Here is a 15872-nt window from a genome sequence, read left to right on the forward strand (position 1 = left end):
GGAGTGGTGCGATGATACAGACCGTGCGCGATCCAAGCGCGGTTGGGCCTATGAGGGCGACACTTAGGCAGCCCACGATCACATGGCACGCGTGGCCAAACTGCGTGTGACCGCGGGCGTGTGGAGCTGCTTTCTTTGGTTACTTTCTTTGCAGCAGCAAAGAAAGTGACTGCCGCCCCGCATAGGGGCAGTGCTAATAGACCACAAACAAAACGGGATCCGGCGAAAGCCGTTCTTCGGGGCAGCGCTAATAAACCAAAAAGAACCCGGAATCCGGCGCTACCGCAAAACCACCGTCCGCTCCCCATTGATAAACACCCGCCGCTCGATAAACGCCTTGACAGCCCGCGCCAGCGTAATGCACTCCACATCCCGCCCGGTAGCCAACAACCGCTCCGGGCCATAAGAATGATCGACCCGCTCGACTTCCTGCTCGATGATCGGCCCTTCATCGAGATCATCGGTGACGAAATGCGCCGTCGCGCCGATCAACTTGACCCCTCGCGTATGCGCCTGATGATAAGGCTTCGCACCCTTGAACCCCGGCAAGAACGAATGATGAATATTGATCGCACGCCCGGCAAGCTTGCGACTCGTCTCGCCAGAAAGAATCTGCATATACCGCGCAAGCACCATCAACTCCGCGCCTGAAGTCTCGAACAGATCGAGCAAACGCGCTTCCTGCTGCGACTTCGTATCGGCGGTGATCGGCAGATGGTGAAACGGCAAGCCATGCTGCTCGGCCAGATGCGCGAGATCAGTATGATTCGACCCGATACCGACGATATCCATCTTCAGCTCGCCCATGCGCCAGCGGAACAGCAAATCGGCGAGACAGTGCTCCAGCTTCGACACCATGATGAGCACCTTCGGCCGCACTGCGAGATCGTGCATCGCCCAGGTCATCGAGAAGCGCCCGGCAATCGGCTCGAATTCGCGCTTCAGCATCGCCAGATCGAGCGGCTCTTCAGGACGCGCGCCATGAAATACACAGCGCACGAAAAAGCGTTCCGATAAATCGTCATCGAAGACGGTGAGCTCGTCGATATAACCGTGATGCCGCTCCAGAAAACCGACGATGGCGGCGACCTGGCCCGCCGCGCTCGGGCACGAAACGGTAAGCACCAGTTGATCAAAGCGGGAATCGGCTGCCATGCGTGCTCCACATTCGAATGGTTGCAGCGCCGCGAAATGCGGCGAGCGTACGCGCTAGTAGAGCAAACGCGCGCTCGTCCCGGATAGAAGCGAACCGCCGAGCGAATAGTACGAAAGCGTCAGCCGGCGACGTCGCATTCGTCGAGCAGCCACTCGCTGAACGCGCGCACGGCCGCCGGCGGCTCGCGCGGCGTGACGAGCACGTAGCCGCGATCGGTGACGAGCGGCGCATCGCAGAGTGCGACGAGCTGCCCCGTCGCGACGAGTTCGTCGATGAGCGGCGCCCAGCCGAGCGCAATGCCCTGGCCCATCACCGCCGCATGCGCGACGAGCGCATAGCTGTTGAACGTGAAGCCGCCGTGCGTCGGCGGCGCCGTGAGGCCTTGCGCTTCAAACCACGCGCTCCACGAGAGCCAGCGCTCGGGAAAGGTCGGTTCGAGATGCAGAAGCGGCAGTCCGAGCAGATCGGCGGGCGACACGGGTTCGCTCCTGCCCGCGATCAGCGCGGGGCTGCATACCGGCATCACGCGCTCGGCAAAGAGCTTGACGGCGCTCTTCGTGCCCCATTCGGCTTGCGTATCGCCGAATACGATGACGACATCCGCATGATCGCCCGATGCGCTCGGCAGGCTCTGCGACGTGATGATCTTCACATCGACATCGGGCATCAGCGCCTTGAACTGCGGCAGGCGCGGCATCAGCCAATAGGTGGCGAAGCCGAAGTCCGTCGAGAGCGTAAGCGTGCGTTGCGCGTGACGCGCGCGGATCTCCGATGTCGCCGCGCGAATGAGGTCGAGCCCCTGACGCACCGCATCGAAAAGGCGGGCGCCGTCTTCCGTGAGCGTGACGCCGCGATGCCCGCGCTCGAAAAGCGGCGCGCCCAGCGATTCCTCCAGCTGCACGACGCGCTGGCTCACGGCGGGTTGCGTCGAGCCCAGCTCGCGCGCTGCTGCCGTGAAGCTCGCGAGACGCGCGGCGGATTCGAACATCGATAACGCCTGCATCGGTGGCAGGCGGTCCGGCCGCGGCATAACTCCCCCTTATGAACGCATAACGTTTTGCTGTCTTCACAGCCGCGATTTAAACGGCAATAGTGACGCTGAACGCTTCAATCAAAGATTCTATTCGAGGCACGCATTCATGCTTGAGACGAAACAAAATATCCTCGTGTTGATGGCCGATCAACTCACGCCCTTCGCGCTCTCCGCATACGGCAATCGCGTGACGAAGACGCCGCGCATCGATGCGCTCGCGAAAGAAGGCGTCGTGTTCGAATCCGCGTATTGCGCAAGTCCGCTGTGCGCGCCGTCGCGCTTCTCGCTACTCGCGGGCAAGCTGCCATCGAACATCGGCGCGTACGACAACGCCGCCGAATTTCCCTCCGAAACGCTGACCTTCGCGCACTATCTGCGCGCCGAAGGCTATCGCACGATCCTCTCGGGCAAGATGCATTTCTGCGGCGCGGATCAGTTGCACGGCTTCGAGGAGCGCCTCACGACCGACATCTATCCCGCCGATTTCGGCTGGACGCCCGACTGGCAGAACTCCGATGCGCGCCCGACGTGGTATCACAACATGAGCTCGGTCATCGACGCGGGTCCGTGCGTGCGCACCAATCAACTCGACTTCGACGACGAAGTGACGTTCACCGCGCGTCAGAAGCTCTTCGATATCGCACGAGAGCGCAATGCGGGCCGCGACGCTCGGCCTTTCATGATGGTCGCATCGCTCACGCATCCGCATGATCCGTATGCGATTCCGCGCAAGTACTGGGACATGTACCGCGATGAAGATATCGACATGCCTTCGTATCGCGATTCGCTCGACGCATGCGATCCGCATTCGAAGCGCCTGCGTCACGTGTATGAGGCGGACCGCACGCCTCCGACCGAGCATCAGATTCGTCACGCGCGCCGCGCGTATTACGGCGCGGTGTCCTACGTCGACGATCAGTTCGCATCGATCCTCGAAGCGCTGGAACAGGCCGGCCTGGCCGACGATACGATCGTCGTCGTCACGTCCGATCACGGCGAGATGCTGGGCGAGCGCGGCCTCTGGTACAAGATGACGTTCTTCGAAGGCGGCTGCCGCGTGCCGCTCATCGTGCATGCGCCGAAGCAGTTCCGTGCGCGTCGCGTGGCGGAATCGGTCTCGCATCTCGACGTGCTGCCGACGCTCGTCGAGTTCGCGCGTGGAGAAGCGCCACAATCGTGGCCCGACAGCATCGACGGCCGAAGCCTCGTGCCGCATCTGCGCGCTAGCGGCGGCCATGACGAAGCGATCGGCGAATATCTCGCGGAAGGCGCGGTCGCGCCCATCGTGATGATCCGGCGCGGGCGCTTCAAATTCATTCACTCGAGCGTCGATCCCGATCAGCTCTTCGATGTGAAGGCGGACCCGTTCGAGCGCGAAAATCTCGCGGGCGATGAACGTCACGCCGCGCAAGTGGCCGAATTCCGCGCTGAAATCGCGCGCCGCTGGAACCTCGACGCGTTGCATCAGGACGTGCTGAAAAGCCAGCGGCGGCGCCACTTTCATTTCGCGGCGACGACACGCGGCACGATCCAATCGTGGGACTGGCAGCCTCACGTCGATGCGAGCCAGCGCTATATGCGCAATCACATCGATCTGGACGATCTCGAAGCGATGGCGCGCTTTCCCGCCGTCGAGCACTGAGAACGCGATTCCCTTCACCTTCATCATCCCATCCGACAGGAACGCACCATGAATAAGGGGTTCATCCATGCGCTCTTCGCCGCCGCGCTGGCGTGCGTGGCGTCTCACGCGTTTTCAGCCGAGCCGCAGGCCTGCACGCAGGTGCGCATGGCGGGGCCCGGCTGGACCGACATCGACGCGACCAACGCGATGAGCGGCATCGTGCTCAAGGCGCTGGGCTATCGGCAGAACGTCGCGAACCTGTCGGTGCCGATCACGTATCAGGGCATGAAGAAAGGGCAGATCGACGTCTTCCTCGGCAACTGGATGCCCGCGCAAGCGCCGCTCGTGAAGCCGTTCTTCGAGGAGAAATCGATCGACGTGGTGCGCCCGAATCTCTCCAACGCGAAGTTCACGCTCGCCGTGCCGGACTATGTGGCGGCGGCCGGCGTGCACTCGTTCGCGGACCTCGCGAAGAACGCCGACAAGTTCGATAACCGCATCTACGGCATCGAGCCGGGCGCGCCCGCGAATCAGAACATCAAGCGCATGGTCGACGACAAAGCCTTCGGCCTCGGCGACTGGAAGCTGGTCGAATCGAGCGAAACCGCGATGCTCACGCAAGTGGAGCGCGCGGTGCGCGACAAGAAGTGGATCGTGTTTCTCGGCTGGGAGCCGCATCTCATGAACACGAAGTTCAAGCTCGCCTATCTGGATGGCGGCGACAAATATTTCGGCCCGAACTACGGCGGCGCGACGGTCAATACGGTGGCCCGCAGCGGCTACGAGCAGCAATGCCCGAACGTGAGCCGGCTCTTCAGGCAGATGGCGTTCAACGTCGATCTTGAAAACGGCGTGATCGCCGACGTGCTGGAGAAGAAGACCAATGTCGATGCAGCCGCGACGGATGCGCTTAAGCGTCATCCGGAACTGCTGAAGTCGTGGCTCGACGGCGTGACCACGGCGAGCGGCGGGAACGGCCTGGAAGCCGTTCAGAGCGCGCTCGGGGTGAAGTGAAGGAAAAGAGACGAGAGAAGCGGAGAACTCGATCAGCCGAGCTGCATGCTGGCGCGATCCTGTACGCCCATCAGCACGGCGCGCATGGACGACTGGATCGCGACGAAATGCACCATCAGGCTGTCCGCCTGCTGGAAGTACCACGGCGTGTTGATGGTCATGCAGTCGAGGCCGTGCTCGAGCTTCCAGCCGAGCCGGTCGATCAGCAGGTTCGCGATGATCGTCTGGTCGCCGCCGTTCGCGTAAGTGGTCGATTTATCGGGCGCCGCGCTCACGTGCTCGTAGATCTCTTCGACGAACGCGATGGTCGCGGGCTTGCTGCGGAAACCGAGCACGCCGGCGTTGATGACCCACGGGCCGATGTCGTGCGCCGCGAGAATGTCGCGTCCGACGAGCAGCGGTTCGAGCGGCTCGCGCTGATTGAAGAAGAGGATATCGGCATCGACCCAGATCACCCATTCGTGATGCGGCAGATATTTGCGCAGGAACCACGGCTTGAGCCACGTGCCCGATGTGCCCGGCCCGACTTCGGCGGGCGTCTCGCGATAGACGTAGAGCGTGTAGCCGTGGCGTTCGCAATAGCGGCGCATGTTCCGTTCGGCGATTGCGCCGTACGCGCGCACGTTGGGCGTGTAGTACGTGACGAGCGCGATGGGCTTGCCGGGGTTATAGACGCTGCACGCCTCGTCCGGCGTCGCGCTTTGTGCCGGAAACTGCAGCAGCGGCAGGCCCTTCTGCTGACAGTCGTTGATGTGCCCTGCGAGCGCGTTGCGAAAGCTCGACGGGATGCCGCCGTAGACCGCTTCCTCGGCCACCACGATGGTCCAGAGGTGCGGGTACTTCGTCCAGACCGGTTCGAAGCGCGGACCGCAATGCATCGTGCACGTGATCCCGCCGCGTGCGCCGTGCGGCTCGATGTAGTCGAGCGACGAGAGCATCGCGACCTCGTTTTGCGGCGCGCCGCCGAGCTTGCATTGCCCGATGAAATAAACGATGAGCTGGCGGATTTCCGCCGTGTTGCGCCAGATCTGCACGGCCGTCTGATGCGCTTCGCCATTCCCGGATACGGCCATGAGCGTGTGTTGCCGTCCGTCGGCGATCGGTTCGACGGGATGCATATTCAGCACGATGCAGTCTTCGCCCATGCACACGAGCAGCGCCATATCGGCCATCTGACGCAGGTGATGCAGGACGGCTTCGTACTTGAGCAGCAAACGTTGTGAAGGGCAGGGTATGCCCGCCATCGAGATGGTGGCGTGGTCGTAACCCAGGCGCGCCGCGTAATGCTTGTGGTTGATGAGAACTTCGGGTGCTTCGGCTTGGAGGATGCTCAGGCAGCGGGTCGTCATATCGTTCGGATCGAATTCAGGTCGTGCGGCAATGCGGGTTTTTTACAGATTCGGAAGTATGGGAGCCATACCCTGCCGTGCATATCGGGCATGTCCGAAATCGAAAGAGTTCTATCGACGCCGCACGCCGCAATGCCGTAGTCGCAACTGGGCAGATTTGCGTCGCACCGGGTCGAGCCGCGACATATATGGGGCCTTATTTTTGACAACGTCGACGCAACGCATCTTCATCGCGTCGCATAGCCGCTCAAGGGCACTTCGGCAGCTACCGGCAACGTCAGCCTGGCGCTATGTCCTCACGCCGCGCGCGAGGCAGGGCATCGCTTTTTCCAACGCAATATCGATCAAGACGAGCAAAGGACCAGCATATGAAAAAAGGACATGCCGCGAAGATCGCCGGCCTCGCGTTTGCAGCGGGGACCGCGACCATGCCGATGGCGGCGCATGCACAAAGCAGCGTGACGCTCTACGGCATTCTCGATGCGGGCATCACCTGGGTGAGCAACACCGGCGGCTCGCACGTGGTGAAGTTCGACGACGGCATCTCCTACGGCAACCGCATCGGCTTTCGCGGCACGGAGGATCTGGGCGGCGGATTGCAGGCGGTTTTCGTGCTGGAGTCGGGCTTTCATCTCGGCAATGGCCAGTACGCATTCGGCGGCGCCGAGTTCGGCCGGCAGGCCTATGTGGGCCTCAAGAACCAGTGGGGCACGCTCTCGCTCGGCAATCAGCTCGACATGACCGAGGAGTTCGTCTATCTCTACAACATCTCGGCGTGGGCGAGCGGCTATGCGATTCACCAGGGCGACTTCGACCGCATGAACGGCGACCGCCTGCCGAACTCGATCAAGTTCCTGTCGAACAACTTCGGCGGCTTCACGTTCGGCGGCATGTATTCGTTCGGCAACCAGGCGGGCAACTTCCATCGCAACAGCGCGTGGAGCGTGGGCGCGCACTATGCGGCGAACACCTTCAACGTCGGCGCGGCGTACACGCAACTCAACAATCCCAACGGCATCTATGCGTTCGATCCCTACGCGATGATCGGCGCACGCACGTTCCTCGGCCAGCCCACCGTATCCGTCGATCCGGCGACGGGCGCCGTCACCGATCTCTACAGCGCGAACCCGTTCCCCGTCGATAAGCAAGGCGCGTTTGCCGTGGGCGCGGCGTGGACCATCGGCAACCTGATGCTGTCGGGGAACTTCACGTACACGACCATCAAGGGCCTCGGCCAGACGTCGCACATGCAGGTGTACGAAGGCGGCGCGTCATATAGCTTCATGCCCGACCTGAGTCTCTACGGCGGCTATCAGCACACGCGCTTCGAAGGCAATCACTGGAATCAGGGTTCGCTCGGCCTGCACTATCTGCTCTCGAAGCGCACCGATGTCTATGTCTCCGGCGACTATCTGCGCGCATCCGGTCCGATCGATGCGGTGATCGGCTACAGCTTCACGCCGTCGTCATCGAATACGCAGGCCGATGTGCGTGTCGGCATGCGGCATTCGTTCTAGGGAACAGACCTAAGCCGCGGCGAGCCGCGCGGGCAGGACGGCGCGCAGTGCGCTGCGGTCCTGCCTCGGGCTCGTGCCGAAGCGCGTGCGATACGTGCGCGAGAAATGCGACGGCGATTCGAAGCCGCACGCGACGCAGACGGCAAGTATCGACATGTCGGTCTGCTGAAGCAGTTCGCGCGCGCGCGTGAGGCGCAGGCCGAGATAGAAATGCGTCGGCGTGTCCTTCATCGACGCGCAGAACAGCCGTTCGAGCTGACGCCGCGTCACGCCGATGGATTCGGCAAGCGCATCGGGCGAGAGCGGCTCCTCCATATGCTGCTCCATCAGTTCGATCACCTGGATCAGCTTGCGATTGTGGATGCCGTAGCGCGCCGCGATCTGCAGACGCTGGTGATCCGAGCGCTGCCGGATGCGGCCCAGCACGAACTGCTCGGACACCTGCGCGGCGAGGCTCGCGCCGTGCTCGCGCGCGATCACGTCGAGCATCAGGTCGATCGAGGCCGTGCCGCCCGCGCACGTGATGCGCCGCGTGTCGATTTCGAAGAGCTCCTGACTCGTCTCGATAGCCGGATAGCGTTCGGCGAACGCCGCTGCCGCTTCCCAATGCAGCGTTGCGCGCTTGCCCGCGAGCAGCCCCGCTTCGGCGAGGATGAAGCTGCCGGTGTCGATGCCGCCGAGCGTCGCGCCTGCACGGTCGAGCCGCTTCAGCCAGTCGCCGATCGCGCGCGTGTAGCCCGAGAGCGGCTCGAATCCAGACACGACGAACACGGTGCGCGCGTCGCTCACCTGATCGAACGCGCTTTCGGCGTTGAGCGTGATGCCGTTGCTCGCGGCGACGGGCCCGCCATCGACGCTCAGAATATGCCAGCGATACAGGTCGCCCGCGAAGCGATTCGCGACGCGCAGCGGTTCGATCGCGGACATGAATCCGATCGACGAGAATTCGGGCAGCAGAAGGAAATGGAAATCGTGGGGCGCGGACATCGGATCGATAGCGACGGGTCGATGAGCAAGCCGTCCACGCTAGCAAGCGCAAAAAACGCGCGCAATCCGGCGCGCCCCGTAGGGCGGCCGGATTCGGTGCTACTTCTATGCGGAGTCAGGCGCTCGCGAGCGCGTTCGAGAGCGTCCGCGCGACGGTGGCGAGCTGCGGCTCGACGACGAGATCGGTGTGCCTGCCATCGACCTGCATGACCTGCAGGCCACGCTTCGCTACGCGCTGCCAGACCGGTAGCGGATCGCTGCGCGAGTTGTCGAGCAAGCTCGCGCGCACGTAGACGATCGGACCGCCTTCATAGCGGCGTGGCTTGTAGGTCGACATCGCGACGCGCATCGATTCGCGCACGCGCTGCAGCACGGGCGGCAGGGCGGCCGCATCGGGCGCGGGCTTGTGCGCCTGCTTGCCCATGCGCATGCGCACGCGGTCGGTGATGACCGCCGCCTTGCCGCGCATGTAGCCCAAACGCTGGCTCGCTTCGAGCGAGCGCAATTCGCGCAGCCGTTCCACGACCACCGCGGCCTGATAGCGCGTCCACTGTGACAAGGGCAGGCAGCGCGTGTGAACGTAGGTATCGAGCAGGCAGAGCATTTCGATCTTCTCGCCCGCCGCGACGAGCTGCTGCGCGATCTCGAACGCAATCAGGCCGCCGAACGAATAGCCGACGAGCGCATACGGCCCGCTCGGCTGCACCTCGCGCATACGCAACACGTAGTCGCGCGCCATCGCTTCGACGCTATGCTGCGGGGCTTCGTCGCCGTCGAGGCCGAGCGCCTGCAGGCCGTAGACGGGCCGCTCGTTCTGCACCATGCCCGCGAGCGTCAGGCACTCCATCACCGAACCGGTGATGCTGTGCAGCATGAAGAGCGGCCGGCCGCTGCCCGCGCGCATCTGCACGAGCGTCGAGTCTCCCGCGCGCATGTCCGCGCCGGCGACGAGAACCGCCGCGAGGCGCGCGATGGTGGGCGCGACGATCATCGTCGAAAGCGGCAGCGTGCGGCCGGTCGCGCGCTGCACGTCGGCGAGCATGCGCGCGGCGAGCAGCGAATGGCCGCCCAGTTCGAAGAAGTTGTCGTCGCGGGCGATGGGCGAGAAGCTGAAATGCTGCTCCCAGAGCGCGCACAGATACGCTTCGATCTCTTCGGCCGATTTGCCCGGCGCGGGCAGATCGCGCTTCACGCGCGTGAGCGACGGATGCTCGCGAATCTGATCGAGACATTCCGGATTGGCGAGCGACGAAACGTTGCGCGCGGGCAGCCCGTTGACCGCATCGCGCGCGGCCGCTTCCGACGGCTTGTTGTTGTGCGTGACGGGCAGGCCGTCGACTTGCGCGATCACGTCGGGCACGAGCGCGGCGGAGCCCTGGCGCGTGAGGTCGCGGCGCACGCGCGCGGCGAGCGCAGCGTTCAGTTGCTCACCGGGCCGCAGCACGAGCAGGAGCACGATACGCTGGCCTGCATCGCCCGCATTGGCGCCGGTCTGGGCCACGACCATCGCATGACGGATTTCGTGAATCTCGCTCAGGATGCGGTAGATCTCGCCCGGGCTCACGTTGATGCCGCGCACGTTGAGCACGCCGTCGCTGCGCCCGTGCAGGCGCGCGGAGCCCTCCGGCGAGAACTCGATGACGTCGCCGTGCGTCCACACGCCTTCGTTGGCCGCGAAATAGGCCTTGTGAAAGCGCGAGCCGTCGTCGTCGCCGAAGAAACCGAGCGGCCTCGACGGGAAGGGATTCGTGCAGACGAGCTCGCCCGGCATGATCGTGCTCGCGCCCTGATCGAACGCCTGCACGTCGAGGCCGAGACTCTTGCACTGCGCTTCGCCCGCATAGACGGGCAGATTCGGATTGCCGAGCACGAAGCAGCCGATGATGTCCGTGCCGCCCGAAATCGATTGCAATTGCAACTGCTTCACGTGCTCGTAGACCCACTGGAACTGCGAGTCGTAGAGCACGGCGCCGGTCGACATCATCGCGCGCAGTGCGGAGAGATCGAACTGCGCGGCGGGCTCGATGCCCGCGTCCTCGCTCATCTTCAGATAGGCGGGACTCGTGCCGAAGACGGTCGCGCGTTCGCGGGCGACGAGGCGCCAGAGCGTGTCGACGGCGGCCACGGGACCGTCGTAGGTGATGATCTCGACGCCCGACGCGAGCACCGACATCTGCCAGTTCCACATCATCCACGAGCAGCTCGTGTGGAAGAAAAGCTTGTCGCCGGGACCGAAGTCGCTGTGCAGGCGATGCTCCTTCACGTGTTCGAGCAGCGTGCCGCCCGCGCCGTGCACGATGCATTTCGGCTTGCCCGTCGTGCCCGACGAAAACATGATGAAGAGCGGATGATTGAACGGAAAGCGCTTCCATGCGAAGCGCATCGCGTCGCCTTGCGCGATCAGCGAGCGCAGTTCGTGCTGGCGCTGCGTCACCGTGCTTGGCAGCTCCATGTCTTCGAGGCAGACGATGTCGGTCAGCGACGGGAGTTGCGCGGCGACTGCCGCAACGTGTCCCGAGAGCGAGCCGCCGGTGTCGAAGGGGCGCTGCATCGTGTGCGCGAACATCATCGTCGGTGCGAGCGGCGCGAAGCGATCGAGAATCGCCTGCACGCCGTTTTCCGGCGCGGCCGTCGAGAGCGTTGCGCCGAGCGCGGTGACGGCGAGCGCCGCGGTGATCGCCTCGCAGTCGTTGCGCATGATCGCGACCACGCGGTCGCCTTGCGTCAGGCCGAGTTCGGAGAGCGCCTGCGCGAGGCGCACGACGCGCTCGCGCAACTCGCCGCGCGTATAGGTGACGCGGCTGCCATCGGCGAAGCACGAGGTGATGGCGGGGGCGTCATCGGGCGCAATGCGTTTGCCGAGCAGATTCTCGGCGTAATTCAATTCGATATTGGGGAAAAACCGTGCGGTTTCGCATTGATCGCCGATGCAAACCGGCTCATCGGATCCCGACCATTCGAGTCCATGCGCCGATTCGAGAAAGCATTTCCAGAATTGGCGATATTCACGGGCTGAATAGACGTGTAATGCCGAATAGTCGGTGAATCGCTCGCCGGTCGCTTTCTGGAAGGCCTCGGTAAAGGCCGTCATGCGCGATGCGGAAATCTGGTCGGCGGAAGGCGAGAACAGCGGTTCGCGCGCGTACAGCCGCGCACTCTCTCGGATGGCGTCTTGACGGTCCATTATCCAGGCCTTTGATTGGAAGCGTGCAGTAAACAACATGTGCCCGGCGGCATCGCGGGAAACCTCTCCATTTCCTTTGGCCGAGCCATTGCGAGCCGAGCATAACCCTTTGCCCGCACATTACCCGGTTAGAAATCCTTGCTATGTGCGACCAACCACAGACGCTGTGGCGTTTCGGCAAAGATTGACCTTGCGCAAGCGCGCCGGACATGTATTCGAATGATTAAGTGCGGCAATAAATACGCATCCGTACCGAACTCATCAGTTCAATGCGCGTTAACGCTGAGACGCGCGTCCGGCGGACGTGCATCCGCAAGAGAACGTTGCGGCGAGGTCGCAAGCGGTCAAGTCACGGTCGCACGCGGGCGTTCGGGCGCTTTTATGCGGCGGTACTTTTGATGCACGCCGGCACTCGAACCGGCGCATCGATTCAACCCTCCACGGAAGGCTCGTTATGACACAACGCCTGATTTCCACTCTGCTATTCGCCGGCGCATGCGCCGCGTTCGTCGCGCCGGGCGCGCACGCGGAGGACGCGAGTTGCCGCACGGTGCGCTTCGTCGATATTGGCTGGACCGACATCACGTCGACGACGGCGCTTGCCTCGGTCGTCTTCGAAGGGCTCGGCTATGCGCCGCGGACCACGGTCGCCTCGGTGCCGATTTCGCTCGCGGGCCTGAAGAGCAAGCAGATCGACGTGTCGCTTGGTTACTGGTGGCCAGTGCAGCAAAAGGCGGTCGAGCCGTTCCTCGAAGCGAAGAGCATCGAGAAGCTCGAGCCGCCGAATCTGTCGGGCGCGAAGGCGACGCTCGCGGTGCCGAGCTACGCGTATGACGCGGGCATCAAGACGTTTGCGGATATCGCGAAGCATCGCGATGAGCTGGGCGGCACGATCTACGGCATCGAGCCTGGCAGCAGCGCGAACGCCAAGATCCAGAAGATGATCGACACGAACCAGTTCGGACTTGGCGGATTCAAGCTCGTGCAGTCGAGCGAGGCGGGAATGCTGGTGACGGTCGAGCGCGCGATCCGCGAGAAGAAGCCTGTTGTGTTTCTTGGCTGGGAGCCGCATCCGATGAACATTCAGATGAAGATCAACTATCTCGCTGGTGGGGATGAGGTGTTCGGGCCGAACTATGGCGAGGCGCGGGTCTATACGCTGACTAACACGGACTTTTTGACGCGGTGTCCTAATGCGGGGAAGTTTGTTTCCAATTTGCGGTTTACTACCGATCTCGAGAATCGGTTGATGCAGCCTGTGATGAACAAGGAACGGCCTTCCGATGCGGCCAAGGCTTATCTCAAGCAGAATCCGCAGGTGTTGGATGCGTGGCTTGCAGGCGTCAAGACTGTGGATGGGAAGGAGGGGCTGCCGGCGGTTCGGCAGTATTTGGGGCTTTGATTTTTTTGTTTTTCGGCGGATCCCGCTTTGTTATTGGTTTATTAGCGTTGCCCCTATGCGGGGCGGCAGTCACTTTCTATGCTGCTGCAAAGAAAGTAACCAAAGAAAGCAGCTTGTTAGGCCCGCGGTCACACGCAGTTTGACCATGCTTGCCAGCCGATCGTGGGCTGCCTAAGTGTCGCCCTCATAGGCCCAACCGCGCTTGGATCGCGCACGGTCTGACTAGCTAGTTGTTCAAACGCGCTGGTTCAGCACGAAACAGCGCCGGCACAGCGCTACGCGCTGCCGCTGGGTTTGCAAGGGACAACCTCGGTCGGCACTTACAGTGAGATGGAGGCGTTAGTAAAGAAAGTTCGGGCAAACCCGATTGACCCAACGGCCGCGAAGCGGGCCGGAGCCATTTGGTGCTGAACCGCTCCGCTGTGCGACGCGCGGTGACAGACCGTGTGCGATCCAAGCCCGGTTAGTCTTGTGAGGGCGACACTTAGGCAGCCCACGGTCACCTGGCACGCGTGGCCAAACTGCGTGTGACCGCGGGCGTGTGGAGCTGCTTTCTTTGGTTACTTTCTTTGCAGCAGCAAAGAAAGTGACTGCCGCCCCGCACAGGGGCAGTGCTAATAAACCAAAACCAAAACGGGATCCCAAGAAGGCGCAAGCAACCAGGAAAAAGAAGGAACCCTAACCAACCCGAGGAAGCAAAAACCCATGAACTACGAAGTGATAGTAACGTGCGCAGTGACGGGCGCCGGCGACACCACCGGCAAGCACCCTGCAGTCCCCGTAACGCCGAAGCAAATAGCCGAAGCAGCAATAGAAGCGGCCCGCGCCGGCGCCACAGTCGCCCACTGCCACGTCCGCGATCCGAAGACTGGAAGAGGCAGCCGCGACCCGGCGCTATACCGGGAAGTGGTAGACCGCATCCGCTCCTCCGACACCGACGTCATCATCAATCTGACCGCAGGCATGGGCGGCGATCTCGAGATCGGCCCGGGCGAGGAGCCGATGCGCTTCGGCAAAGGCACGGATCTCGTCGGTGGCCTCACGCGCCTCGCCCACGTCGAAGAACTGCTGCCCGAAATCTGCACGCTGGATTGCGGCACGCTCAACTTCGGCGACGGCGACTACATCTACGTATCGACACCCGCGCAGCTACGGGCCGGCGCCAAGCGCATCCAGGAACTCGGCGTGAAGCCCGAACTGGAAATCTTCGACACGGGTCACCTGTGGTTCGCCAACCAGCTGCTCAAAGAAGGCCTGCTCGACGACCCGCCGCTCTTTCAACTGTGCATGGGCATTCCGTGGGGCGCGCCGCCCGACACCGGCACGATGAAAGCCATGGTCGACAACCTGCCGCCCGGCGCGCACTGGGCAGGCTTCGGCATCGGCCGCATGCAGATGCCGATGGTCGCGCAGGCGATGCTGCTCGGCGGCCACGTGCGCGTCGGTCTCGAAGACAACCTGTGGCTCGATCGCGGCGTGCACGCGACCAACGGCTCGCTCGTGCAGCGCGCGGTCGAAATCATCGAGCGTCTGGGCGCACGCGCGCTCACACCCGCCGAAGGACGCAGAAAGCTCGGACTTCCCCCGCGCGGCGAACGTCCGCTGGAAAAGCGCATCGCCGAACAATTCGCCTGACAAGACAAGGACACATCGACATGCAAGTGAAGCAATTCGCCGCGCTCGGCGCGGGTGTGATCGGCAGCGGCTGGGTGGCGCGCGCGCTCGGAGCAGGCCTCGACGTCACCGCGTGGGACCCGGCGCCCGGCGCCGAGGCGCAGCTTCGCGCGAACGTCGCGAACGCGTGGCCGGCGCTCGAACGCGCTGGACTGGCCAAGGGCGCATCGCAGGAGCGGCTGCGTGTCGTATCGACGGTCGAGGAATGCGTCGCCGACGCGGACTTCATCCAGGAAAGCGCGCCCGAGCGCGAGGAACTGAAGCTCGCGCTGCACGAGCGCGTGAGCCGCGCGGCGAAGCCCGATGCGATCATCGCGTCGTCGACGTCCGGGCTCCTGCCGAGCGATTTCTATGCGCGCGCCGTCAATCCCGGGCGCTGCGTCGTCGGACATCCGTTCAATCCGGTGTATCTGCTGCCGCTCGTCGAAGTGCTCGGCGGCGAAGCGACGTCGGGCGAGGCGATCGATGCGGCAATGAGCTTCTACGCATCCATCGGCATGCGGCCCTTGCGCGTGCGCAAGGAGGTGCCGGGCTTCATCGCGGACCGCCTGCTCGAAGCGCTCTGGCGCGAGGCGCTGCATCTCGTGAACGACGGCGTCGCGACGACCGGCGAAATCGACGATGCCATCCGCTACGGCGCGGGCATCCGCTGGTCGTTCATGGGCACGTTCCTTACGTACACGCTGGCGGGCGGCGAGGCGGGCATGCGACACTTCATGCAGCAGTTCGGCCCTGCGCTCGAATTGCCGTGGACGAAGCTCGTCGCGCCGAAGCTGACCGACGAGCTCATCGACCGCGTGGTCGAGGGCACGTCGCGGCAGACGAGCGGGCGCGGCATCAAGGAACTGGAGCGTTATCGCGACGACTGCATCGCGAGCGTAATCGAGGCGATCGCACAGGCGAAAGCACGCCACGGCATCGAAGACTAGAGG

11 protein-coding genes are annotated in these 15872 nt (G+C 63.4%); 6 read left to right on the plus strand and 5 right to left on the minus strand.

Features of this window, described 5'->3' with window-relative positions; genetic code table 11:
- Positions 1–279: 279 nt before the first annotated feature.
- The gene (gene purU, locus NCR38_RS13895; RefSeq protein ID WP_250477262.1) at positions 280–1155 is read right to left on the minus strand and encodes a formyltetrahydrofolate deformylase; all 876 of its coding nucleotides are present in this window, start codon (positions 1153–1155) and stop codon (positions 280–282) included.
- 119 nt (positions 1156–1274) lie between these two features.
- On the minus strand, positions 1275–2186 hold the full coding sequence (locus NCR38_RS13900) for a choline sulfate utilization transcriptional regulator (RefSeq protein ID WP_061120805.1): 912 nt from the start codon (positions 2184–2186) through the stop codon (positions 1275–1277).
- A 109-nt stretch (positions 2187–2295) separates the two neighbouring features.
- On the opposite strand from NCR38_RS13900, the gene betC reads away from it, so the two are divergent.
- Together betC and NCR38_RS13910 are read left to right on the plus strand one after the other, a co-directional pair.
- Positions 2296–3831, plus strand: a complete 1536-nt coding sequence (gene betC, locus NCR38_RS13905) for a choline-sulfatase (RefSeq protein WP_250477263.1) — start codon at positions 2296–2298, stop codon at positions 3829–3831.
- Positions 3832–3879: 48 nt separating this feature from the next.
- Complete coding sequence (locus NCR38_RS13910; RefSeq protein ID WP_061120807.1) at positions 3880–4827, plus strand: choline ABC transporter substrate-binding protein; 948 nt, start codon at positions 3880–3882, stop codon at positions 4825–4827.
- A gap of 32 nt (positions 4828–4859) precedes the next feature.
- Here NCR38_RS13910 and NCR38_RS13915 read toward each other — a convergent pair whose 3' ends face one another.
- Positions 4860–6176 (minus strand): hypothetical protein, encoded by a 1317-nt coding sequence (locus NCR38_RS13915; RefSeq protein WP_061120808.1) that lies wholly within the window; start codon positions 6174–6176, stop codon positions 4860–4862.
- A 368-nt stretch (positions 6177–6544) separates the two neighbouring features.
- Between NCR38_RS13915 and NCR38_RS13920 the strand changes: the two genes are divergently transcribed.
- Positions 6545–7693 (plus strand): porin, encoded by a 1149-nt coding sequence (locus NCR38_RS13920; RefSeq protein WP_061120809.1) that lies wholly within the window; start codon positions 6545–6547, stop codon positions 7691–7693.
- Positions 7694–7702: 9 nt separating this feature from the next.
- On the opposite strand, the gene NCR38_RS13925 is transcribed toward NCR38_RS13920, so the two are convergent.
- Both NCR38_RS13925 and NCR38_RS13930 read right to left on the minus strand, forming a co-directional pair.
- The gene (locus tag NCR38_RS13925) at positions 7703–8680 is read right to left on the minus strand and encodes a GlxA family transcriptional regulator (RefSeq protein WP_061120810.1); all 978 of its coding nucleotides are present in this window, start codon (positions 8678–8680) and stop codon (positions 7703–7705) included.
- A 115-nt stretch (positions 8681–8795) separates the two neighbouring features.
- Entirely contained in the window at positions 8796–11864 is a 3069-nt protein-coding gene (locus NCR38_RS13930) for an acetoacetate--CoA ligase (protein ID WP_061120811.1), read from the minus strand.
- A 454-nt stretch (positions 11865–12318) separates the two neighbouring features.
- Here NCR38_RS13930 and NCR38_RS13935 point away from each other — a divergent pair, with 454 nt between their 5' ends.
- The 3 genes from NCR38_RS13935 (at position 12319) to NCR38_RS13945 (ending at position 15869) form a co-directional block, all read left to right on the plus strand.
- The gene (locus tag NCR38_RS13935; RefSeq protein WP_061120812.1) at positions 12319–13266 is read left to right on the plus strand and encodes a choline ABC transporter substrate-binding protein; all 948 of its coding nucleotides are present in this window, start codon (positions 12319–12321) and stop codon (positions 13264–13266) included.
- A 705-nt stretch (positions 13267–13971) separates the two neighbouring features.
- Entirely contained in the window at positions 13972–14901 is a 930-nt protein-coding gene (locus tag NCR38_RS13940; RefSeq protein WP_061120813.1) for a 3-keto-5-aminohexanoate cleavage protein, read from the plus strand.
- A gap of 20 nt (positions 14902–14921) precedes the next feature.
- Positions 14922–15869, plus strand: a complete 948-nt coding sequence (locus tag NCR38_RS13945; protein ID WP_061120814.1) for an L-carnitine dehydrogenase — start codon at positions 14922–14924, stop codon at positions 15867–15869.
- Positions 15870–15872: the final 3 nt, after the last annotated feature.

Source organism: Caballeronia sp. INML1 (assembly GCF_023631085.1).
GTDB classification, from domain to species: Bacteria; Pseudomonadota; Gammaproteobacteria; order Burkholderiales; family Burkholderiaceae; genus Caballeronia; species Caballeronia turbans.